We start from the raw sequence: 23,079 nt of genomic DNA, 5'->3' as shown, positions 1-23,079 counted from the left end.
TTCGACATCCCGCGATCGCTGCTGAGCGAATTTGCAAAGCTACCGGCATCGACGCAGGTCGGGGTGTACTACCTGTTCGGAGGTAGCGATGACGAGCGGACCGCGTACATCGGCCAGACCGGGAACGTCGGTAAACGCTTAGGTGAGCATGGCGAGAAGAACTGGACCCGCGCGATGGTTGCAGTGTCGTTGACCAATGAATGGACGTCCACGCACGTCTCCTATCTGGAGTGGTTGTCGATCCGAACCGCCCAACGCGCAGACCGGTACACGCTGACCAATGGCAACGATGCGAGCAACCCGTTCACACCAGCACCGCTCGAGGCGGATTGCCACGAGTTTCTGGACACGATCTCCGTCCTGCTGACCACCCTTGGTGCACCGATCCTCGATTCGATTCGTCCAACGAAGGGTGAATCCAGAGCAGGTGAAGAATCGCCAAACCAGCCTCTGTTCTTCCGTGAGTCCGGATGCGACGCGCAGGGATACTTGACTTCCGAAGGCATTGTTGTGCAACGAGGTTCCCGTGGCCGACCGGATCTACGTGGCGCAGCTACCGAGCGCGTCAGGACTACCCGCGAGTCTCTTATCGCCAGCGGCCGCGCGACGATCGAAGATGACGCTTTCATTTTTCGCGACGACGAGCTCTTCGACAGTCCATCCGCTGCCGGCGCAGTGCTCGTAGGTGGAAGCAACAATGGACGCATCAGCTGGAAGAACGAAGCCGGCGAAGATCTGAACGTGTTAGAGGCCCGTGAGCTGGCCAGCGCTCAGGCGCAGCGTGAGGCGTCACCGGCGAGTGATTCCGTCGAGGTCGGAGCGGGAGTGCCAACCGCGTAGTTCTCCCCTCAGCTCTAGGATTGCGCAAAATGGCGGTACAGGGTTCGCCGACTCACTCCGAGGATTTCAGCTATGTCGCCGATAGTGCTGCCCTGGTTACGCATTCGGGTGGCTTCACGCTTCTTGGCGGTCGACAGTGCGGGTGGCCGGCCACCGATCTTGCCGCGTTCGCGCGCGGCGGCGAGGCCAGCGTTCGTGCGTTCGCGGAGCAGCTGCCGCTCGAACGAGGCGAGGGCACCGAAAATGTGAAAGATGAGTTCACCCCCGGCGGTGGCAGTGTCGATCTGTTCGGTGACCGATGCGAACCCCACTCCCCTGGATTTCAGCTCAGTCACGAGTTCGATCAAGTGCGGGAGGTTACGGCCGAGCCGGTCGAGCCGCCACACGCACAAGGTGTCTCCGGGCAACAGGGTGGCCAGGAGCTCGTCGAGCGCGGGCCTCGTGGTCGTGGACCCACTCGCAGTGTCGACGAAGAGCCGTTCACACCCGAACGCAGTCAGAGCGTCGCTCTGTAGCGCGGGTGTCTGATCAGTGGTCGAAACCCTGGCGTATCCGTATTTGTGCCCCACAGGGCTAGAGACTGCCACAACTCACTGACACGGCAGGTTCTGACACGATCGGTTTAGCTCACGTTTTTGGCACGACATTCGGGCTGGTCGCTTCCGCACCGGTGTCAGTTTCAGAAGTCGGCTGCACGATTTCAGAAGTCTCCTGCAACTCTGAGTTCTTTATGCCCACGTTAGGTTGCATCCGATGAGCGCCGCGATCCCTGACTGGTTAGCGCAGTGATGGTGTGGTTTCCCATCAAGCCTTACTGGCCTTCGTTGAACTGCGGGTCTGGCGTCGTGGCCGGCCACGTACGACTATTGTCGCGCGAAGTGCTCGATCCGACACTTGTGGCATGGGCGGCGAGAAAGTTGTCGACGATGCGGATGCAGTCGTCGGTGTGGATGTGACGCAGTCCTGTAAGGCGAGCGAACACTATCGGTCCGAGGAGCTGAATGAGGGCGAAGGTGGTGTCGAGCTCGCCGAGCACATCGCGGGCGTCAGGGGCCGTCAGGATCTGATCCAGGGACTTGCGGTATTGCTCTATGACACGTGCCCGAAGTGAGACCACCGCGCCAGGATCGAGATCGCGCCGACTGGCGTCGCCGCTGTTGACGGGTCCCATCGCCAGCCACGCCAGCGTGGTCATCTGCACCGGAGCTTGGTCGATGAGGTCGGCTTGGGTGGTGAGCAACGAAATCAGACGTTCGCGTAGCGGACCGGTATCGATATCGGTGTCGACTGGGGGTAGTAGTCGCTCGAAGGTTGCCGCGAGCAGGTCGGTGGTACTTCCGAAGTGTCGGTACAGCGTGGCACGCGCAACCTTCGACATGCGGGTGACCGCCTCCACGGTGACCGCCTCGACACCGCCGGTGGACAGCAGCTGACCGGCAGCTTCGAGTAACCGGTTACGTGAGCGCGCCAGCCGGGGATCGGCCGGGCCCTCGGCTGCAACGAGAGGGTCGACCATGAACGGGCTCCGCTCCATTTGACTGACAGAATATCTCCTCGCATGACCATTCTGTCACACCCACAGAGTTATGATACTAATAGTCTCGCACCGAGACGATCAGTCTCGAACTGGGAGGCTGGCCATTGAACGAACGTGGATCCGACTCTGCCGGCGTCGCTCGATGGAGCGGCGCCCAGTGGTGGATGTTGATTGTGTCGTGCATGGCGGTCGCGTTGGTGGTGGCCGCAATGGCGGCATTGTATTCAGCGTTGCCACAGATCGCGGTCGCGACAGGGGCGACGCAAGCTCAACTGACCTGGATAGTCGACGGTTATACGTTGGTATTGGCGTGCTTCGTTCTGCCTGCCGGTGCGATCGGTGATCGTTACGGTCGCCGGGGGGTGCTCGTGGCGGGGTTGGCGTTGTTCGCTTTCGCGTCGGCATTGCCCTTGTTTCTTGCTGACCCGGCGTGGCTGATCGCTGCTCGCGCGTTGGCTGGGGCGGGTGCGGCGCTGGTCATGCCCTCGACGCTGTCGATACTGACCGCGGGATTTCCACCGGCGCATCGCGGTCGCGCTGTAGGGGTGTGGGCCGGGGTTGCTGGATCCGGGGCGGTCCTGGGCATCCTCGGGGCTGGAGTGCTGCTCGAGCAGTGGTCGTGGACCTCGGTGTTCGTCGGGTTGACCGTCGCCGGAGCGGTTCTGGCCGGGTTGGCATGCAGTATCGCGGAGTCCCGCCAGCAGGAGCATCCACCGGTCGATTGGGTGGGCGCTGTGACCGTCGTTGTCGCAGTCGGGGCGATCGTCTTCGCTGTGATCGAGGTTCCGGCCCGTGGCTGGTCGGATTCGCTCGTCGCCATCAGCACTGCGGTGGGCTTGTTCGCAGTTGTGGTGTTCGTCGTCGTAGAACTACGTTCCTCGGCACCGCTACTCGATGTCCGGTTGTTCGCCCGCCGTGGTTTCGGTGCCGGCGCGCTGTCTGTCTGTATCCAATTTCTGGTGACCTTCGGGGTGTTCTTGCTGTTGGTGCAGTATCTGCAGTTGATTCTTGGTTATGGACCGCTCACCGCCGCGTTGGCGTTGACCCCTATGGTCGTGCCGCTCATCGTGATCTCGGTGATTGCACCCTGGCTGTCGAACATTGTTGGGCTGCGGGTGATGACCACTGTAGGTCTGCTCACCATCGCGGCGGGACTGGTGATGGTGAGCAGACTGACCGTCGCTGCGACTTACCCTGACCTGCTGTGGCCCCTGCTCATCATGAGCGCGGGTTTGGGGTTGTCTACCGCTCCTGCGACTTTCGCCATCGTCTCGGACACTCCAGAGGCCAAGCACGGGGTGGCTGCCGCGGTCAACGACGCGGCTCGCGAAATCGGTGCCGCGATTGGGATTGCGGTAGCCGGTAGCGTGCTCGCGGCCGGTTACGTTCAGCACATCCAGCCGGCTCTGCCCCAGCTACCCGAGCCAGCCCGTGGTCCGGTGGCCGATTCTCTGGCCGCCGCATTGCAGGTCGCCGACCGCGCAGGACCAGCTGGCCAGCCGCTGGCCGAGTTCGCCAAAGCCGCATTCGTACATGGAAGTGGTCAGGCGACACTGGCGTTGGCGGCCCTGACCGCCGCTGGGGCACTCGTGCTCGCCGTCGTTGCGCCAGGTAGACGCAGCCGAACGACAGCCACCGCGGGTGATGGACGTCGATGAGGTCGGCCAGGGTGTCTATTCTTCGGTGTGATTCGTGTCTGTGGCCCGGAGTTGAGCTCGGGCTTGGGACTGCATGAAGTGTTCGACCTCGACCACCACGAACAGGGCAGTAGCGGTGGCGACCGAGCGGCCCTGCGCATCGTCCATCCTGGCCGTGAGATCCAGTTTGCGCCCATCACGAGACCGAACGGCAGCACGCAACACGTAGGGAGTGCCGAGCAGAACCGGCGCTAGATAGTCGAGCTCGAGACGCCGCGTCACTGCGAGCTCACCCACTGTGTAGAGCAGGAAGCCGAACAGATCGTCGAGAACGGTCGCCACCGCGCCGCCGTGTGCTATCCCGGGTGCCCCGACGTGACGCTGATCGAACACATGGTGAGCCACCACGCCGTTCTCGTCACGCTGGACCGACAGGGCGTGGCCGTGCGGGTTCTCCGGCCCACAACCAAGACAGTCGGGGTGGTGGGGCGGTAAATCAGGCGACTCGGAAGTCGTGCCCCAGAACGAGCGCACCCAGTTCTCGATAGTGGGGCCGGCCGACCCGCTGACCTCGTCCGGAATTCTCTTCATGGTCGGACCTCTCTGTCGTGAGAAAAACTGTGCCGAGTCTGTCGCGTCTTCGCGCGCCATCGAACGACGGTGGGCATCATCTCGTGATGGCGGACAGCGAGCGTGAAGCAGACTCCAGGGACTCCGCCAGGATCAGCTCGAGTGCAGGCAGTCTGGCAGCCGACACGGCCACCGCAGCTGCGCGTGTTCGTGCATCGAGACCGCGTTGTGTTCCGGCGCGGGCAGTTTCGGTCCAGGCCTGGGCGCAGTGATCGGCGGCCGCCGCGAGGTCTGCGGTAGCGGGATCACCGGTCAGACGTGCAATTTCGGTACAGCCGTCGGCGAGAAGCCGACGAAAGAGCCCGCCGCCGGTTCCGGCCTTTTCGATGAAGACACCGAGACTGAACAGCAGCGTCTCGAGGTCATCGGGCGGAAGGTCGACCCAGCTCCTCACGTCGGTTGCCAGCTGGTCGACCGCGGCCAATCCTTCGGCACCGGCCGCTGGTACGCGGTCGGCTATTCCCGGTGTCGATGGGGAGCGCATGCTGGCGGCGGATCGGGCAAAGGCCGCAGCCGCGGCAGTCGACACGGGCGGCAGTGTCTGCGGCCATGCGATTCGGTACGTGCAGTGACGTGTCGGTTGTGGGAACGAGGTGGAAGATCGCGCCCGAGCCAGCGCATCGAGCGGGATCTCCTGCACGTCGGCCCGATCGTTGTCGACGACCGAGGCAGTCCCCCCGATCTCGTCGTAGCCGATCACCACGATGTCGTGGCGACTCATCTGCAGTTTCACCCGTAAGTAGGGCAGCTCAGCGATATCGGCCCAGACCAGACTGGGTCGTCCCGCATCGATGTCGTCGCGAACCCATGACCATCCCTCACCGGGATCGTCGGTCGTGAGAACCTCGACTTGTCCGCCGAGCCTGCGCGGCAAGTCGATCTCGAAGTCGGCGCCGCGGCCGACCAAGTACATCGGTGGGACCAGGTCGTCCGATCGCAGGTAGGACAAACCGAGATCACCACCCAGTGCGAACACCAACCCCTCGTCGGGTGGTCCGTCCCATCCCAGACCGTGCCAATGGAGAAGGTCTCGCATTGCACCTGACCCGCAGTGCCCTCCCATCCGGTGGGGATAGTTCTCGATCAGAGTCGTGTGGGTCACTGTGACTGCCTTTCGGGTGGGTGGTCGAGCGTGCGTGTCGGCACACTCAGCTGTTCTGGATTCTGTCGAGATACGTTCGGCGAGCATCCATGTCCACGTCCGCGAGGAACACCGAGTCTGTGTTCAGGGCCGCACCCAGTCCGGTCGCCAACCGCCGGGGGACGAATTTCACCGCCGCGACCATTGCGCCTGCGAGACGGGTGACGCGGACGAAGGGGCGTGGATTCTCGATCAGATCTGCTGTCGCGCGGGCGATCTCCTCCGGCTCGGCGTTGCGTAATCCCTTTGCGCCGGCGGTTCCGGCGACGAGTTCGGTGTTGGTGAACGTCGGCCGGACTGTGGACAGTCGAACCCCTGACTTGCGGTACTCCAGTCGTGCGGCCTCTGTGAATCCGATGACTGCGAACTTGGTAGCGCAGTAGGTCGCCAAGCCAGGTACCGCGAGCTCGCCGGCCAATGACGCAGTGTTGATGATGTGTCCGGTGCGGCGCGGCAGCATTCGCTGAAGAGCCAGTTTGGTCCCGAAGATGACACCCAGGACGTTGATCTCGACTTGCCGCCGGGTTACTGCATCGTCCTCTTCGTGGGCGTGGCCGGTAGGCATGATGCCCGCGTTGTTGATCAGGATGTCGAGGGGTCCGAGTTCACGTTCGACCAGGTCCAGAAACGTTGTGAACGAGTCAGGTTCGGTGACGTCGAGTCGGGTGACGATCTTCACTCCGAGTTCGGCGGCGGCCTCCTTCGCACGTGCCTCGTCGATGTCGCCGATGGCGACCCGGTGGCCTCGTCGAATCAACTCCTTCGCTGTCTGATAGCCGATGCCGCGAGCTCCACCGGTGATCGCCACCGTCCTGGCGGGGGTGTGAGGTGCGTTGTTCATCATGCTGCGCTCCTTGCATAGATATGCGACATCGGGATACGCCGTTCGGCCCGCTCTCGCGGTAGCGGCTGCGCACACGGAAGAGGGATATGGGTATCGCGCGGCGTCTCGGCCCTGGGGAGGCGTTCGGATCGGTCGTTGATCGCGCGCAGCCACAACCGGAGCGGAAGAGCGGGTCTCGTCTGTTCGGGTTACTTCCGGTGTCGGCCAGAACACGGCCACGCCGACGAGAGAGTCATGTGGCACAGCTCTGCCAGCAGGTATCGGCTCACCCAATTCGAAGGTGTCCGAGGTAGTCCGAGTGTTCACGACCGGCGGTTGTCGCGGAGAGGGCTCCGATCGATCGGCAGTCGGCCGCGATACGGGGTTCAGGGTGTATTTTCTCCCCGCTTGGGTTCATCGAGACTCCCGCGGCGGGTTTCGATCCCCGGAGTTTCGTACGGCCGGGTGCGGTGATCGGGTGCGGCCGGTGAACACATCATCGAGTGGGTGAGCGCCCGTGAAGATCGTGGGGCCGTAGGCGTGCCGGAGCACCGTCAAGATCGCGTCCAAGGGTAGGTCGTCGAAGACTCCTCGCTCGCGGACATACTCCATGTGCTGAGCTCCGTCTGCGGTGAAGGCATGCATGAGAGCATCGCGATCGCCGTCGAATTCCACGGGCGGCACGCCGAAACGAGCGCACAACTCGACATTGAATGCCGGCGTGGCCTTCAACCACCGGCCCTCGATGTAGAGGCGACTGTAGCCGTGGTAGACGAACAGGTCGGTGCCGCCCATCAGCGCGCGCAACGCCTCGGTCTGCAGGTGATTTCGGACGTCGGCGAAGCCGAGCAGTGCCGGGATACCCGCCGCCCGGCATACTGCGGTCAAGAGCACCGCTTTCGGGACGCAGTATGCGCGCCCGGTCTCGAGGACGAAGCTCGCTCGGTAGTGGGCCGGATCGTCCGACACGGTGTACGGGTCGTACCAGATCTTGTCGCGGACGGCGGCGAAGAGGCGTTTGGCCTTGTCACGGTCGCTGCTCGCATCCCCGATTGCCGCGGCGGTGAACTCCCGCACGGATTCGTGCTCGATGTCGAGGAAGTCAGTTGCTCCCAGGTACGCGTGTGGTGGCTGCTTCGTATGTGCCCCGGGCGGGCGGTCTGTCAAGGTCATCGCTGATGTTTCCTTCTGTGAGCAAACCGGTTGCTGTTGTGTGCACAACGACCGAAGGATCGGTCAGTTGCGCGCGAGTCCGCCGAGCATCAGGTCTTCGCGTTGGACGGGGAGTCGCTGGGCGATCACCCGTTTGCTGTACATGAACTCGCGCGGGCGACCTATGCAGTCGGCGGCAATGAGCTCACCGGCCTGGAGATAGAAGCAACTGAAGTCACTGTCGCGGGTGGGGTCACCGCTGAGAACCACTTCGTCGTATCCGGTGTTGAGGCCGGCGATCTGCAGCTTGAAGTGATACTGATCTGACCAGAACCACGGCAACGCTTCGATTTTCCTGGACTTCCCGCAGACGGTCGAGGCAGCGACTTTGGCCTGCTCTCCTGCGCTCGAGACGGACTCCAACCGTAGTCGACGGCCGTAACGGGCCATGTCGTGGCTCGCGCAGTCCCCCGCCGCCATGATGTCGGGGTCGCTGGTCCGAGTGTGATCGTCGATCACGATGCCGTTGTCGATGGCAAGACCCGCATCGGCGGCGAGGTCGGTGTTCGGCTCGACGCCGACACCGACGATGACCAGATCTGCGGGGATCGATTCTCCGCTGGCCAAGCTGACTTCACGAACCTCACGGTCACCGGACAGGCCTTCGACCATGGCGTTCGTTCTGATGTCGACACCCTGCTCGCGATGTATCCGCTCGAAGAACGTCGATACCTCGGGAGCAGTGACCCGCTCGAGGACACGCGCAGTTGCCTCGAGGACTGTGACCTGTACGCCCAGTGCGCGCAGCGATGCCGCTGTCTCGAGTCCGATATAGCCGCCTCCGACGATCACCACCCGCCGACCAGGGCCGGTGGCCATACGGATCCTCTCGACGTCCGCTGCGGTGCGCAGGTAGTACACCCCGTGGAGATCGGCCCCGGGAACGGTGAGCCGACGAGGGCGGGCTCCCGTGCACAGCGCGAGCTTGTCGTAGGCCAGCTTCTCCCCGGTGTCGAGAACGACGTTGCCGTCCGATCGAGCGATGGCCTCCACCTGCGCGTTCAAGAGCTGAATACCTTGCTTGGAGTAGAAGTCCGTGCTGCGAATGGCGATGTCGTCGAGTACGCATTTGCCCGCCAGGTATGCCTTCGACAGCGGGGGGCGTTGATAGGGAGTGGCAGACTCGTTACCGATGAGGACGATGTCGCCTGTCCAACCTTCTTGGCGCAAACTTGCTGCCAGTTGTGCCCCAGCATGGCTTGCGCCGACGATGATCGCCCGTTGCGATGTCATGCGCTGGAAGTAGGCGTCAGGCGCACCATCATCTTGCTGATGCCCCGGACGAAATTCGACTGAACGTACTCGGGGTCGCCGACAACCTCGATGTTCTCGAAGCGGGGAAGCAACTCCTCCCACAGAATCCGCAGCTGCATTTCGGCCAGTCGATTGCCCATACACCGGTGTACACCGAATCCGAACGCGATGTGATTGCGCGCATTGGCGCGATCGATGATGAAATCATCAGGATTCTCGAAAACGCGTTCGTCGCGGTTACCCGAGGCGTACCACATCACCAGTTTGTCGCCCTTGCGGATGAACTGTCCGTTCAGAACGGTGTCGGCTTTGGCGATTCGGCGCATGTACGCCAAGGGTGTTTGCCATCGGATGATTTCCGAATTCATGTTGGGGATCAAATCGGGATTGGCCTTCAATTTCTCGAACTGGTCGGGGAATTGATTCAACGCAAGAACGCCACCGCTCATCGAGTTTCGCGTCGTGTCGTTGCCACCGACGATCAGCAGTACGAGGTTGCCCAGAAATTCCATCGGACGATCGATCAGATCCTTGGTGTCCTCGTTGCTCTGCAACATGGTGATCAGATCGAAACCGGACTCTTCCCCTGCAGACCTCCTGGCTGCCTTGTCATGCCAGAGAGCGCTGAGACCACGGGCCATGTCACGCATGCCCTCGAACACCTCGTCGTTGTCCGAGGGCCCACCGTTGGCTTGCTCCATCGAGGTCGCCAGATCAGACCAGTACACGAGTTTGCGGCGCTGCTCGTAGGGGAAATCCAGAAGAGTTGCGAGCATCCGAGCTGTCAACTCGATCGAGACATTCTGCACCCAGTCGAACGGCTCGTCCAAGGGGAGGTCGTCCAGTACCTCCCGTACGCGCGATCGGATCAGTCCCTCCATCTCCCGGAGGTTCTTCGGTGCGACGACCCCCTGGACGGCAGCGCGCTGCTTGTCGTGGCGTGGTGGGTCCATCGCGATGAACATCTCGATATCGAGAAACCGGGGCGGGACGCCGATGACGATGAACGGTTCGGCCGAGAACACAGCGTGGTTCTTGTCGACGGCCACGATATCGGCGTGGCGCGTGACCGACCAGAACGGGCCGAACGGACTGTTGGGTTGGTAGTGAACCGGGGCCTCGTTACGCACGCGCTCGAAGTACGACTGCCACCGCCCCTGTCTGTAGAGAAAGGGGTTACTGAGGTCGATGTCGGCGAGCTCGACATCCTCGACCGGTGGGATGGGACTTTCGACGAAGATCTTCTTGCCATTCGTTCCAGTCACCCATCGTCGGGTCTTGTCGTAGAGATGAGCGCCCTGGATCTGCAGGCCTATCGGGATGGTCGACTGGACCTTGTCGGTGATCGACTCAGAAACTTTCATGCTGTCGTGCCTGCCTTTCGCACATCACAGTTGGAATTCGGGTGTTCGAACGATCAGGCCATCCCACGCTTCCGAGGCCACCATCTGGCACGACAACCGAGAAGTGGGTTCACGCTCGGGGTTCATCGCCAGCATCTCCTCCTCGTCGGCGCCGGACAGACCCACCTCTGTTGACCACTGCGGGTCGACGATCACATGGCAGGTGCCACAGGCCGTTTCCCCTCCACAGTCTCCATCGATCCCCGGCACAGCATTGTCGGTTGCAATCTGCATCAGCGATCGACCTTCGACCAGAGCCGCCTCGTGCTTCTCACCATCGTGGGCGACGAAAGTTACAGCTGCCATGTCAACTCCTCGTTTCCGGCGTGATTGAGGAAAGTGTCGTCGCGAACGCGGGTGACGGCTATGTTCGGTGGAGTCATAAACTTGTGAATTCGGGTCAAAGGGGTCACCGTGAAGCTGAGCGATGAGGGTGTGCCGCCGCTTGCGTTCGTGCAGTTGCTCGAACGCCGCGCACTCGACCCGGACGCCGCCGCGCGGCTTCGTGCGATCATGCACCGCGAAGGAACCAGTGAAGCGACGCTCATTCAGCATGACGTTCAGGCACCGATACGGTGGTTTCGGGAGGTCTACCCCGAACTCGATATCGCCCAGGCCACTCGACTCGGATTTGCGTTTGCCGAGCAGGCCCAGTTGACATCGTTCGGGCCTCTGAGTTCACCTTTGATCAGTGCTGGTTCGGTCGCCGAGATCGTCGATCTCCTGACATACCTGCCATTGATCTCCACGGCGTTGAAGTCGCAGTTCCATACTGGCGACTACGGTCTGATCGTCGGGCTCACTGCGCATACAGGCGATTCCGCACTGGACTGCTTGGTCATCACCTACGGTGGGTCGGCGTTACTACGACTGCTGGACATGCTCGCCGGTGACATATCGCCGGTGACACTCCATCTGAGCTGGCCGGAGCCGGCCGAGGTGGTGAGCCACGACGAAGGTCCGGGGTCGAATCGCCGATTCTTCGACGCTCCGATTTCCTTCGTCCACGTACCCGAGGACACCCTCAACAAGGCTTGTCGGTTCTCGGACCCTCTCGCATATCGACTCGCTATCGCTGATCTGCAGCGAACACTCGCCCAGCGAAGTGGGTCCATGTCATCTACGGAGAAGGTGAGGCAACTGTTGGAGAAGGACCTCGGACAGCGAACCAACCATGGTGTTGCACAAGCATTGTCGATGTCGAGCAGCACGTTGAAACGGCGGCTTGCCGAAGAAGGAACCACCTACAGCAAGGTGCGCCAATCGCTGCTGTACGAGCACGCGATGCTACGGCTCCTCGACCGATCGGTTTCGGTCAGCGAGATCGCTACTGAACTCGGATACAGCGACCTCGCCAACTTCTCTCACGCCTTCAAACGCTGGACCGGACGCTCTCCGAAAGATTTCCGAAACCCGCCACTCTCGGACGACGCGGATTCGACGTAGATCCCACAGAACGCAGGGTCGAGATCGATGCCTCCGTTCGTCCGCGGACTGATCGATCTTCATCGCGGAGAGTTCGGAGACGTCGCCGCCGTGAGAACGAAGAGTTTGTGCAAACTCGAGTACGAACCACTTGTCACTCGACAGTGTCAGCCGGCACGCGTGTGGTCTCCGATTCGAGAAAGTCGACGAGTGCTTCCAACAGGCTGTCCGCGCGGATTTCGACATCAGCGAGGACAGAGTCCACGTCATCGAGAAGACCGTGGGCGTGTCTACGCGCAAGCGTTCCGCGTTCGTAGTAGCCGGGGTCGAGCACGACCCGCGGTACTGGATCCGATGCCGCGATCCGCTCCGGCTGTTGTGACCGCGCAGTGGGCTGCAGGCGGGTGGGCGCACGTCCGTCCAGGTGCGCTCGCACGATGCCGGCGACCGCACGCGACGTGAGCGGGGTCGCAGTCAACGGGGTGTGACCCCACCGGTCGATCGCAGTCGACAGCGGCTGTCGATCGGTCGAATCGACGTACCGGTCGTATCCTCCGATTCCGGTGCCGCTAACGGCATCGAGAGCGTCGGCGAGCATTCGGGTGCTCGGATACCGCGTGTGATGGCCGAGCACCTCCAACCAGCGTTGGTACACCATCCGCGGCGAGATACCCGTCCCCGTCAGTGCGAGGGAGGTGAGGATATGAACGCCGCGGCCTGTGTCGATACGAAGGGCGTCGATCCTCGGATCGGCGGTGACGTCGCAGTGCCGTAGGGCCGCGATCTGGGTGTACGGCAGACCGGTCGAAGCGAAGATCAGGACAAGGGCATCTCGCCGCGCGAACAGTGCTGACGGCCAACCGGATTCGGGGAGACGCGCGATGATGCCGCCGATCACGACCGCCAGCTCGTGCAGGCGCGACGTGCGGGCCCCATCCAGTGCAGCCCGGACAGCCTCCGCGCGACCCGGAGGGGGTAACAGGTGCCGGGAATGGGCGGCGTCGATCACCGCGATCCGGCGGCGTTGGGTCGTCGGCGCGGCGGGGTGCGCGTGGAGGAACCGAGCAAGTGACTCCGGAGAGGCCGCCAGTGGTGGTTCGTCATGGGCGGTGCACCAGTCCTCGAACAGAGACCACGTGTGCCGATCACGCTTCGGCACCGCCGCGTTCGCGATATCCGCTGGCCGTATCGAACCGGCGCGGTCATCGTGGTCAGCATCTGCCTCGGTCGCCCCGTCACCGCTCACAGATGCAGTCACGCGCCCGGTCATAGACCGAGTTCGGTGACGGCGTTGCCGACCAGAGGTGCGTGCTCGCGGGCATATGTTTCGACCATTGCGGGTATGGTGTGCCCGGTCTGGCGCATGATCGTGTGTGCATCGGCACCGTTGCGAAAGGCTTGCGTGACGAATCCTGCACGCAGCGAGTGCCCGCCGAGTTGGGCGACGGTGTCGGGGTCGTATCCAGCTCGAGTAGCTCGTCGACGGATCGCCGCATGTACCGCAGCTCCGGACAGCGGCGTATCGGAGATGTTTCCGTTCTTACGAACAGATCGAAACACTGGCGATCGTCTGTCGGCCGTAGGTAGAGTTCCCCGGCAGACGTGAGAGTCGAATTCTGTTGCGCGAGAGAGCAGTCGGATGACGGCGACTCTGCCGCCGGTGTCGAACGCGGCGACGATCTGCAGCCATCGCACCCATGCACAGACCGGGCAGGATTCGTGGCGGCCGGTGAACGGTAATGCCTTCACTGCTCCGGCACCGTCCTGGTCTGTCTTCGATTTGCGGATACGTACGTGCGCGCCGTCGAGACGGTCGCGGCGGACATCGCGGCATTCGAGAGCGACGAGTTCACCCCGCCGAAACGCGCCGGTGTAGCCCATCAGCAGCAGCGCGGTGTCACGCCGTTCGAGGACCTCCGACGCCCACCCGATCGAACTGCGACGCGCGTGGTCGACGATCGTGGTGATGTCGGAAGTCAACAGAGGCGCACGCGGATTGCGGGGTCGCTCCCCCGCCGACGCGTAATCCCGTCGGATACCGGCAACGGTGGCACGCACCATCTCGTGGCCGCACGGGTTGTCGTGGCCAGTAGCGCGGTGACTATCGGCGATCGCGGCGACCCATTTACCGAACGTCGACGGTGCATATGCCCGCGTTCCCTCGACTGTGAGTGTGTCGGCCGCTCCAACGAGATAGGCAGCCACCGTCGCAGGGTGCGCCGGCAACGCGTGGTGCCCGGCGACGGCACACCAGGTCTCGAAGCGTCGCCACGCCGAGGTGTAGGCGCGGCGGGTCCCCGCGGAGCGTGACGCGGCCATCGATCGCTCGATCCGAGCCGCAACCTCGGGCGGCAAATCCGGAAACACCGCCGCAGTACCGCCCGGCAAGACAGCTGGAATCGCGGCCGAGCCGCCGGTGAGCTGGCGTTCTGTCATGGGCAGAACTGTATCGGGCAACTCCGACACAGTTTTCGGATTCAAAACACGCTCACCTGGCGATTCATCGAAGATGGTGCGGGAAGGAAAATTCTCGTCGGTTACCGCACACAAATCGTGGGTGACTACAGGGGCGATCGATTTCCGCCTGAAAGCCACCGTAAAGAAACGTGTGGAGATCACGCGCGCTTTCAGTCCCAGTCCAGCCGGATGCCGAGTTCGACGAAGGCAGAGGCCAATTCATCGACGTCGTCTTCGGTGCGGCACCCCGTTCGAGCGAATCCGAACAGAGATCGGGCGGCGTCGCTGTCGACGCGGGCGGCGGCGACAGCGGCATCGATCGCCGCAATCACACCGTCCCAAGCGCTGCGGGCCGGTACCGGACTGCGAGACCTCGTCGGAGCGGTCCCCGGATCGACCGGCTCGTGCGAACGTGGGCGCAGTAGAGCCGCATCAGCACCACCTGCGAATATCTCGTCGTTCTCGACCGCGATCATCGCGGTTGCGGCAGCGAGCATGACTGTCGACTGCTCGTTCCACCTCAGGTCCTCGAACGGAACCCACGCGGTCCGGAGAGGTCGAGAACAGCCGGTGGACTTCCAGATCGCGCTCAGTGGCTTCGCCCACCATCCAGTGCGGACCAGCGGTGTGGACACTTCGTCGACGACGGTGCGCAGCAGCCTGAACCACACTGCTGCATGAACACGGCCTCCGCCGAGCTCGACCGACCCGCTCGTCAACGCGGTGACGCTGCGTCTGTCGATTTCTGCGACGGCCGCCGCGACCGGTATCGGTGATGCGTGTTGGTCCGCGCCGGGCGGTGTCCTGTCCCAGAAAACCAGTCTGCCGGGCACCACAGCGCAGAATTCCAACCGGCAGAGGTGCTTCGTGCAACTGGTCAGTATCGGGTATTGGTGAGCCATCATGACCGCGATATCGGTGTCTGTGTCGAGGTCGTCGATACACAGGGGGCATGCCCGCGTAGTCAGCGTGCTCACCCAGGGAAGCCATGTGCCGGCAGGCGGTGTGCGTCGACGTCGATCTGCCATCGCCAGACCCGCCGGTAGTAGGACAGAGAACTGGTGGACGTAGGTGTCGAAGTCGCATTCGGTGAGGTCGATGCTGTCGAGGAGCCAGGGCGTGCAGCCCGCCAACGTCATCTCACGCAGCCGTTCCGCAGTAGAGGTGCTCCTCTGGGCGAGCGCGTTCAATATCGGCTCGGGTGTGTAGCGGTCCAGGTTCACGCCCGAAGTCTCGAGGCCGAGCCCGTCGAGGAGGTCCGCGGCGGTGATCGACGAATACTGTTCGCTGGTCCGGGCCAGCCACGACGTCAGAGTCTCACCAAGTAGTGGTTGCGGGTGCAGTGGCCACCGCGGATGCGCGCTGTGGTCGAGCGCCGTGTGCGCTGCAGGGGCATCGGCTGGTGTCATGCCAGGTGCCGTTCGAAGTGGCGGCGGCGTTCGGTGGGCCCGGAGTAGGCGGTTTGGGTCAACACCTGTGAGGTGATCGATTCCTCTCCGGCTTCTATTGCGGTCACTGCGGCCGCGGTCAACAGCGTGGCCAGTTCGCCGATGGTGCCCTCACACCGGGTGAGGAGGTAATCGGTCATCTCCGTCGATGTCAGGTGAGAGGGCGCACGCAACGGGAAGCTGGCGGTGAAGCTCGCCAGCAGGGAGCGGGTGTCGGTGTCGTTGGTCCAGATCGGCAGCGTCATGGGGCGAAAACGGTTTTCCAACTGTGCATCACTGCGGATCGCGAGGTACGCCTCTCGGGTACCGACTCCGACGAGAGGGATCCGTAGTTCGTTGCCCAGAAACCTCAACAGGTTCAGAAATTCTCGGCGCACGTTGTCGCGGCCGGCGAGAACATTGTGGAGCTCGTCGATGATCAGCATACGAACCCCGATTGCTCGCAGCAGCGTGACTGCTTGCTGTTCGAGTTCGTGAACGCGGCTCCGTGGCCGGGTCGGCGTTCCGAGGGCAGCGAGCATCGCGAGGTAGAACCGTGTGGGTGCCGGGTCAGGGGGCATCTGCATACACAACACCGGTATGTGCTCACGGTCGGGCAAGCTGACAGCGGGGTGCGCACGCCGGAACTTCTCGATGATCATCGACTTGCCGTTGTTCGTCTGTCCGATCAGTAGCAGGTTCGGCATTCGTTGCCGATCCGGCCATACCAGCAACGTCTCGAGGTGCTCGATCACCGACCGTGCACGCGGATACCCGATCCACCGTTCCGTACGAATGTGCCTGATGCGTTGCGCTGCAGGAAGACCCGCTATCGATCTGACCGAACTTCGCAGGTGGGTCAGATCCGCACTACCGGGGTCGATGTCCTGGCAGCTGCGGTCGTCGCCGTCTCCTGCGGGAGTGATTCGGGGGTCGTTGTTCACCGTTTCACCATTCTTCGATGTCGTCGAAGATCGGAACCGACACGTCGTCGGTGCCTGGGCCGAGCTCGGGCGGGCCCATCGCGTTCGGTGATGTCACGACGCTGCTCAGGTGCGCACGACGACTGCGGTTACGTCGAGCCCGTCTGGTGTCCTTCTGCGCCGATGTAGCGATCTCTCGCATCTTGTCGATCATCGAGAACAAGGCGTGTTCGTCGATATGTGCTCGGCCGTGTTCGCGCAGTCGTGTCACTGCTGCGCGATGCTCCCACAAGGTCACCGCTGGATGTGACATCGTCCGGTACGGCACCTCGATGTATCCGCCGCCGCTGTCGGGGTCCAGGACCCACACCCTGCTCAAATCTCGTGGGTCCCGCCGGATCGCAAACTGGCCCAAGGTCTCTCGTCGGGCGATCCACGGTTTCAGAGCGTTCGAGAAGTACTGGATGTGGTCGATGACGAACCCCGTCCGGGTCAGGCGACGGCGGATGACGGGAAGGAAGTCCACCAGGAATGTGGTCTCGTCAACCACCGTCGACGTCGACAAAGCGGTGCCGGTGCTGCTGGTCCACTGTGCAGCCGGACTCTGCCGCAGGCTGGCGTGCACCTCTGCGTGATACGCCGCGACCGCCAGGATCAGCCAGCGTTCCAGTTCTCGTAACGTCAACGCCGCCTTACTATCCGAGTCGTAGCTGCCCCGCTGGGTTGGGTTCGAGAATGTGGTTCCGGGGAGTTCGTGAACCTGAGTCATGACGGTGCCGATGATGCGTTCGACGATCCCGCCGTAATGCGGCCTGCCGGGTGGGCGGTAGCCGAGGTCGATTCCGTGTTGCTCGCAACCGCGTTGTAACGCTTCGCTTTTGAATTCGGAGGCGTTGTCGACGTACAGGCGGTGCGGCTTTCCGGCCATCGGCCATCGCACATCCGCACCGAGGCCCAGAGAGTCGATCCATACGCTTTTGTCCGAGCACACCCGGCCCAGACATAGCCCGACCGACACTGCGGACGGAGGATCGAGTGTCACCACGAAGCCTGGCACGCAGCGGCTGAAGACATCGATGGCAATCGTGAGGTAAGGACGTCCGATCGGTGCCCGGTCGTATTCGTCGACGATCATCAGATCAACCACGGTGTGATCGATCTGGACTTGCTGGAGAACGGCCGCCACCGGCGGCGGGACATCGCCCGCGGATTGCCGCGACCTGGCGGCGTCCGGTCCGCCACGTGAGCGTGCGACACGGCCTGGGTGCATTGCTGCGATCCGGGCATTGACTGTGTTGCGGGCTGGGATCGGGAGTCCGGCGCGGTGACAGGCCAGCGCGATACGCCGATGCAGTGCAGCGACACTGAGCTTTTGGCGAGCCAGGAATTCACGGTTGATGTGCTCGGTGATCACGTCTTCCACCTCGACCGGCACACGGGAGCGTCCACGTCCGCCTGCGGGCACGGAGACCAGCAGATCGGTAACCACCCCTTCCCCATTCCGGAGCCGGGACAACAGCACGTACACACGCCGGGCCGAGACCCCCAACTGTTCTGCTGCATCCTCGACCGCTGCGGCACCGACCGAGCCTCGATCCAACAGCCCGCTGAGCACCGCAAACCGCGACCGTGCCTGCTCCCACTGCTCGGCCGACGCGGTCAGCACACCCGCCTCTACGACGTCGAACTTGTCCGCATCCATCGCAGCCTCCGAACACCTAACCCAGGTGACCGATTGTGAAGCCCACTCCTGCACTCAGAATGTCAGAAGACGACTGCAATCAGAGGTGAAACCCCAGGAATTTATGACGCCCACTTCTGAAACTGACATCGGTTGATTGTCAGTTTCGGAAGACGAATGCACGGCGTCAGAAGTGGACTGCACTAATCGCATTTCATGGGTGCGCCGAGGTCGAGATTAACGTACGTCTCGAGGAGCTCGCGGGTCTGAGTGGAATCTGGTCGATGCCTCTGCCGACTTGCCTTCGAGCTGACTGGAACCTTTAGTTTGCGGTCATGTCTGCTCTGTTGATCTCGCAACTGTCCTCGGCGACGGGGGTGCCAGCGACGACGCTGCGCTTCTACGAGAGCGAGGGCCTGTTGCCAGCGGACCGAGCCCCGAACGGGTACCGGGTCTACGACGAACGAGCTCAGCAACGGTTGGCGTTCATCACCGCCGCGAAAAGCTTGAATCTGACGCTGCCGCAAATCAAGACGGTATTGCGGGCATGGGAGAACGACTCGTGCGCCGCGGTGAAGTCCGGGCTGCGGCCGGCGCTGCGCGAGCACATCGCCCGGGCGGAGGAGTCGATCGCACAGCTGACCGTGCGACCAGCAGTGCAGTTGGTTGGCGTCGACGGTGACCGCACCCGTGGACGCGTCGTGACCGGGTCGCTGCGGGCCTCGGCGGTGGAGTGGTGGGACACCCACCAGATCGGCCTGTATCTGCTTGCGCTTGCAACCGGCGCAGCAGTGGGGTCGGCCTTCCCTTCCTCGGCGTCGGCGTTCGAGCACGCCATCAACCCGGTACTGATCGTGCTGCTCTACGCGACGTTCCTCGCTGTGCCGTTCGCCGCGATCGGCCGGTCGCTGCGTGACGCGCGGTTCACCACCGCTGTGGTCGTCCTGAACTTCCTGGCCGTCCCGATCGTCGTGTTCGCCCTGACCCGCATCGTCGCCGGGAACGAGGCAGTGCTGGTGCTGGTCGGGGTGGTGTTGGTGTTGCTCGCCCCGTGCATCGACTACGTCATCGTCTTCAGCGGACTGGCCGGGGCCGCATCGGAGCGTCTGCTCGCCGGGGCACCGATGTTGATGTTGTTGCAGATCGTCCTGTTGCCGTTGTGGCTGTGGTTGTTCGTCGGGGCAGAGACGGTGTCGATCATCGACATTGCCCCGTTCGTGGAAGCGTTCGTCCTGCTCATCGTGCTCCCGTTGGCGCTGGCGGCGGCGACGCAGTGGTGGGCGAGTCGCCGTACCGGCGGTGAGCGGTTGATGGAGGCAGTGGCAGCGGCGATGGTGCCTGTGATGATGCTCACGCTCGCGGTCGTCGTCGCCTCTCAGATCGATGCCGTCCGCAGCCGTATCGATCAACTCGCTGCTGCCGCAGCGATCTTCGTGGCGTTTTTGATCGTGATGGCGTTCGTCGGGGTAGGTGTCGGAAGGTTGTTTCGTCAAGACATGCCGGCGACGCGGGCGTTGGTGTTCTCCGGCGCCACCCGTAATTCGTTGGTCGTGCTGCCCCTCGCTCTGGCGCTGCCGCCGGCGCTGAGCCTGGCCGCCGTGGTGGTCGTGACGCAGACTTTGGTCGAGCTGATCGGAATGGTGCTTTACGTCCGGTACGTACCACGCATGGTGGCCGGCTGACCACCACCGCCGCGGCCAGTCGGCGAAATGATCGCCGAGAACCGATCACACCTTCAAATGCTGTTATCATCGCCGAATGACGATCAATAAGGATGGGTGCCTGCTCGGCGATACCACCTCGACTCTCGATGCAGCAGTGTCGTTGTTCCACAGCCTCTCCGATGCCACCCGGTTGGCGATCGTCCGCCGTCTCGCCGGCGGGGAGGTGCGTGTAGCAGACCTGGTGAGCGAGCTGGGTCTCGCTCAATCGACGGTATCGGCGCACATGGCGTGCCTGCGGGACTGCGGTCTGGTCATCGGTCGCCCTCAAGGCCGGCAGGTCTTCTACTCGCTCGACCGGCCGGAACTGCTGGATCTGCTCGCCTCGGCCGAAACCCTCCTCGCCGCCACCGGGAACGCGGTGGCGTTGTGCCCGAACTACGGCACCGAGTCCGCCGGGCCGGCGGTGATCGCATGAGCGACGCATGCGGCTGCGGCCATGACGAACCTCGCCCGGACGGCGACGAGCACGAACCCGACAAACTGTGGCAGATCACCGAGATCCGCGCCGCCGCGCTGGCCGGTGTTCTGCTGGCGGCAGGCCTGATCGTCGGCTGGACCGGCGGACCCGATCGCGTCACCCTGGTACTCGCATCGCTCGCGTTGATTGTCGCCGGTTACACCTTCGTCCCGTCGACACTCCAGCGGCTCGCGCGCGGCAAGATCGGCGTCGGCACCCTGATGACCATCGCGGCGGTGGGCGCCGTGATCCTGGGTGAGGTCGGCGAAGCCGCAATGCTCGCGTTCTTGTTCGCGATCAGCGAGGGCCTCGAGGAGTACGCGGTCGCCCGCACACGGCGAGGTCTACGGGCACTGTTGTCCCTGGTTCCCGACACCGCCACAGTCCGACGAGACGGCCTCGAGCAGGCGGTGTCACCGACCGAGTTGATGCTCGGGGAGATGATGATCGTCAAGCCCGGCGAACGCATCGCCACCGACGGCACCATCCGCCGCGGCACCACCGCACTCGACACCTCGGCGATCACCGGCGAATCGATGCCCGTCGAGGCCGGGCCCGGCGACGACGTGTACGCCGGGGCCATCAACGGAACCGGCGTTCTCGAGGTCGAGGTCTCCGCACGTGCCGAGGACAACTCGCTGGCCAAGATCGTCCGGATCGTCGAGGCCGAGCAGTCCCGCAAGGGCGAGGCGCAGCGGTTGGCCGACACGATCGCCAAGCCCCTGGTGCCGGCAATCATGGTCGCCGCCGCCCTCATCGCCGCCGTGGGCAGCCTGCTCGGCGAACCACGGGTATGGATCGAACGCGCACTGGTCGTCCTCGTCGCCGCCTCACCGTGCGCACTGGCCATCGCCGTCCCGGTCACCGTCGTCGCGGCGATCGGCGCCGCCAGCAAACTCGGCGTCCTGGTCAAGGGCGGCGCAGCCCTCGAAGCGCTGGGCCGAATCCGCGCGATCGCGCTCGACAAGACCGGCACCTTGACCCGCAACAAGCCGGTCGTCATCGACGTCGCCACCGCCCACGGTGCGACCCGCGAACAGGTCCTCGTAGTGGCCGCAGCGCTGGAAGTACGCAGCGAGCATCCCTTGGCCGCGGCGATCCTCGCCGCCGTCGACGACCACACTCCCGCCGACGACGTCGTCGCAGTCACCGGAGCCGGCCTCACCGGCCGCTTCCGCGGCACCGACATCCGACTCGGGCGGCCCGGGTGGATCGACCCCGGCCCGCTGGCAGCGGACGTGGAACGAATGCAGCACGCCGGAGCCACCGCCGTCCTTATCGAGCGGGACGGCCGCACCCTCGGCGCGATCGGGGTCCGCGACGAACTCCGACCCGAAGCGGCAGGGGTCGTCGCCGGTCTCCGCCGCGACGGCTACCACGTCGCGATGCTGACCGGGGACAACGAACGCACCGCACGGGCTCTGGCCGCCGACGTCGGCATCACGGAGGTGCACGCGGATCTGCGACCGGAGGACAAAGCACGCATCATCGGCGACCTCAAGCTCCGACGGTCCACTGCGATGGTCGGCGACGGCGTCAACGACGCCCCCGCACTGGCCACCGCCGACCTCGGAATCGCCATGGGCGCCATGGGCACCGACGTGGCCATCGAGACCGCCGACGTCGCCCTGATGGGTGAGGACCTGCGGCACCTACCGCACGCCTTGGCCCACGCCCGCCGATCTCGGCGCATCATGCTGCAGAACGTCGGACTGTCGCTGGCGATCATCACCGTGCTGATGCCGCTCGCCCTGTTCGGAATCCTCGGCCTGGCCGCAGTGGTGCTGGTGCACGAACTCGCCGAGATCGTGGTCATCGCCAACGGAGTCCGCGCCGGCCGCACCCACCCCCTGACCGCCGCAGCGGTGCCCGCCCAGACCTCGACCGCGGTCGAGGCCCGAACATGAGCCCGATCCCCACCTGGGGCCCGGCAGGCTCGACGCCGGGCGTTCCGGCCAGGGTCGGCTCAGCGGCTCGGTCCCGCTGGACCCTGACGATCGTCGTCGCTGTCCTCCTTGCGGCTGCACTCGCGGCCGACCCCGTCGCCCGCCGCGCACTCTCCGCCGGCCGCGTCGTCGAACTGGGGCCACTGCAGCTCGAGCTCGCCTACAACAGCGGTGTCGCCTTCAGCGTCGGGAACGGGCTGCCGCCGTGGGTGCTCATCGCGGTCACCGCCACCATCACCGCCGCCATCGCCGTGTACGCGTGGCGCACCGTCCCCACCGGCTCACTGACCGGGACGGTGGGGCTGTCGGCGGTCGTCGCCGGAGCGGCCGCCAACGTCATCGACCGCGCTGCCGACGGCCGCGTGACGGACTACTTCCACACCGGATGGTGGCCCACCTTCAACCTCGCCGACACCTACCTCACATGCGGGGTCGTCCTGGTCGTCCTCGCCTCGCTCCGGGAGGGCCGAACCAGCGTCGATCCCACGGGCACGGAGCAACGATCCGGATGACTGCTTCCCGACCTGGAATCCGATCGAACTCCATGACGGTCGCGTGCGGA

The 23,079-nt window shown here is 63.9% G+C and carries 21 protein-coding genes and 1 pseudogene; 8 read left to right on the top strand and 14 right to left on the bottom strand.

Features of this window, described 5'->3' with window-relative positions:
• Positions 1–63 precede the first annotated feature (63 nt).
• Positions 64–840, top strand: a complete 777-nt coding sequence (locus CH293_RS27095; protein WP_242640282.1) for a GIY-YIG nuclease family protein — start codon at positions 64–66, stop codon at positions 838–840.
• Positions 841–854: 14 nt separating this feature from the next.
• On the opposite strand, the gene CH293_RS27090 is transcribed toward CH293_RS27095, so the two are convergent.
• Entirely contained in the window at positions 855–1,409 is a 555-nt protein-coding gene (locus tag CH293_RS27090; protein WP_037190569.1) for a recombinase family protein, read from the bottom strand.
• Between the two features lie 242 nt (positions 1,410–1,651).
• Entirely contained in the window at positions 1,652–2,356 is a 705-nt protein-coding gene (locus CH293_RS27085) for a TetR/AcrR family transcriptional regulator (RefSeq protein WP_054827583.1), read from the bottom strand.
• A gap of 185 nt (positions 2,357–2,541) precedes the next feature.
• Here CH293_RS27085 and CH293_RS27080 point away from each other — a divergent pair, with 185 nt between their 5' ends.
• Positions 2,542–4,035, top strand: coding sequence for an MFS transporter (locus CH293_RS27080; protein WP_094722004.1), 1,494 nt, complete (start codon positions 2,542–2,544; stop codon positions 4,033–4,035).
• Between the two features lie 15 nt (positions 4,036–4,050).
• Here CH293_RS27080 and CH293_RS27075 read toward each other — a convergent pair whose 3' ends face one another.
• From CH293_RS27075 to CH293_RS27045, 7 genes are all read right to left on the bottom strand, one after another.
• Positions 4,051–4,605 (bottom strand): PaaI family thioesterase, encoded by a 555-nt coding sequence (locus tag CH293_RS27075; RefSeq protein WP_094721999.1) that lies wholly within the window; start codon positions 4,603–4,605, stop codon positions 4,051–4,053.
• 76 nt (positions 4,606–4,681) lie between these two features.
• Positions 4,682–5,746, bottom strand: coding sequence for a BtrH N-terminal domain-containing protein (locus tag CH293_RS27070; RefSeq protein ID WP_094721998.1), 1,065 nt, complete (start codon positions 5,744–5,746; stop codon positions 4,682–4,684).
• A gap of 46 nt (positions 5,747–5,792) precedes the next feature.
• Positions 5,793–6,629 (bottom strand): SDR family oxidoreductase, encoded by an 837-nt coding sequence (locus CH293_RS27065; RefSeq protein ID WP_094721997.1) that lies wholly within the window; start codon positions 6,627–6,629, stop codon positions 5,793–5,795.
• A 393-nt stretch (positions 6,630–7,022) separates the two neighbouring features.
• The gene (locus CH293_RS27060) at positions 7,023–7,781 is read right to left on the bottom strand and encodes a transglutaminase family protein (protein WP_255123010.1); all 759 of its coding nucleotides are present in this window, start codon (positions 7,779–7,781) and stop codon (positions 7,023–7,025) included.
• A gap of 63 nt (positions 7,782–7,844) precedes the next feature.
• On the bottom strand, positions 7,845–9,053 hold the full coding sequence (locus CH293_RS27055; protein ID WP_094721996.1) for an NAD(P)/FAD-dependent oxidoreductase: 1,209 nt from the start codon (positions 9,051–9,053) through the stop codon (positions 7,845–7,847).
• A complete protein-coding gene (locus CH293_RS27050) occupies positions 9,050–10,438 on the bottom strand; it encodes a cytochrome P450 (RefSeq protein ID WP_094721995.1) in 1,389 nt (462 codons plus the stop codon). The genes CH293_RS27055 and CH293_RS27050 overlap by 4 nt, the downstream gene beginning before the upstream one ends.
• A 24-nt stretch (positions 10,439–10,462) precedes the next feature.
• Positions 10,463–10,783, bottom strand: coding sequence for a 2Fe-2S iron-sulfur cluster-binding protein (locus tag CH293_RS27045; protein WP_054827572.1), 321 nt, complete (start codon positions 10,781–10,783; stop codon positions 10,463–10,465).
• 108 nt (positions 10,784–10,891) lie between these two features.
• Between CH293_RS27045 and CH293_RS27040 the strand changes: the two genes are divergently transcribed.
• Positions 10,892–11,923 carry an AraC family transcriptional regulator gene (locus CH293_RS27040; protein ID WP_054827571.1) on the top strand — a complete coding sequence of 344 codons (1,032 nt, stop codon included), beginning with the start codon at positions 10,892–10,894 and terminating at the stop codon, positions 11,921–11,923.
• Between the two features lie 133 nt (positions 11,924–12,056).
• Here the strand turns inward: CH293_RS27040 and CH293_RS27035 are convergent, their stop codons facing one another.
• The 5 genes from CH293_RS27035 to CH293_RS27015 all read right to left on the bottom strand — a co-directional run bounded on the left by CH293_RS27035 (position 12,057) and on the right by CH293_RS27015 (position 18,411).
• Positions 12,057–13,160: a recombinase gene (locus tag CH293_RS27035; protein ID WP_255123009.1), complete on the bottom strand. Its 1,104-nt coding sequence runs from the start codon at positions 13,158–13,160 to the stop codon at positions 12,057–12,059.
• An 8-nt stretch (positions 13,161–13,168) separates the two neighbouring features.
• Positions 13,169–14,338 (bottom strand): site-specific integrase, encoded by a 1,170-nt coding sequence (locus tag CH293_RS27030; protein WP_094721994.1) that lies wholly within the window; start codon positions 14,336–14,338, stop codon positions 13,169–13,171.
• A gap of 191 nt (positions 14,339–14,529) precedes the next feature.
• Positions 14,530–15,768 (bottom strand): TniQ family protein, encoded by a 1,239-nt coding sequence (locus CH293_RS27025; RefSeq protein WP_255123008.1) that lies wholly within the window; start codon positions 15,766–15,768, stop codon positions 14,530–14,532.
• Positions 15,765–16,670: a TniB family NTP-binding protein gene (locus CH293_RS27020; protein ID WP_037106749.1), complete on the bottom strand. Its 906-nt coding sequence runs from the start codon at positions 16,668–16,670 to the stop codon at positions 15,765–15,767. The genes CH293_RS27025 and CH293_RS27020 overlap by 4 nt, the downstream gene beginning before the upstream one ends.
• Positions 16,671–16,734: 64 nt before the next feature.
• Complete coding sequence (locus CH293_RS27015; protein WP_037106687.1) at positions 16,735–18,411, bottom strand: Mu transposase C-terminal domain-containing protein; 1,677 nt, start codon at positions 18,409–18,411, stop codon at positions 16,735–16,737.
• A gap of 314 nt (positions 18,412–18,725) precedes the next feature.
• On the opposite strand from CH293_RS27015, the pseudogene CH293_RS28350 reads away from it, so the two are divergent.
• The 5 genes and pseudogenes from CH293_RS28350 to CH293_RS26995 all read left to right on the top strand — a co-directional run.
• Positions 18,726–18,974: pseudogene (locus tag CH293_RS28350) on the top strand (MerR family transcriptional regulator); the annotation flags it as partial.
• Between the two features lie 129 nt (positions 18,975–19,103).
• The gene (locus tag CH293_RS27010; protein ID WP_206539355.1) at positions 19,104–20,072 is read left to right on the top strand and encodes an arsenic resistance protein; all 969 of its coding nucleotides are present in this window, start codon (positions 19,104–19,106) and stop codon (positions 20,070–20,072) included.
• A 76-nt stretch (positions 20,073–20,148) separates the two neighbouring features.
• Positions 20,149–20,529: a helix-turn-helix transcriptional regulator gene (locus CH293_RS27005; RefSeq protein WP_037106689.1), complete on the top strand. Its 381-nt coding sequence runs from the start codon at positions 20,149–20,151 to the stop codon at positions 20,527–20,529.
• Positions 20,526–22,478, top strand: a complete 1,953-nt coding sequence (locus CH293_RS27000) for a cation-translocating P-type ATPase (protein ID WP_037106692.1) — start codon at positions 20,526–20,528, stop codon at positions 22,476–22,478. The genes CH293_RS27005 and CH293_RS27000 overlap by 4 nt, the downstream gene beginning before the upstream one ends.
• Positions 22,475–23,029 (top strand): signal peptidase II, encoded by a 555-nt coding sequence (locus CH293_RS26995; protein ID WP_032382562.1) that lies wholly within the window; start codon positions 22,475–22,477, stop codon positions 23,027–23,029. Before CH293_RS27000 ends, CH293_RS26995 begins: the two co-directional genes overlap by 4 nt.
• Positions 23,030–23,079 lie beyond the last annotated feature (50 nt).

The sequence above is a fragment of the Rhodococcus sp. 14-2470-1b genome, assembly GCF_002259415.1.
In the GTDB taxonomy this organism is placed as follows: Bacteria; Actinomycetota; Actinomycetes; order Mycobacteriales; family Mycobacteriaceae; genus Rhodococcoides.
The sequence above is the reverse complement of the archived record's forward strand: the minus strand, read 5'-3'. Positions and strand labels throughout refer to the sequence as shown.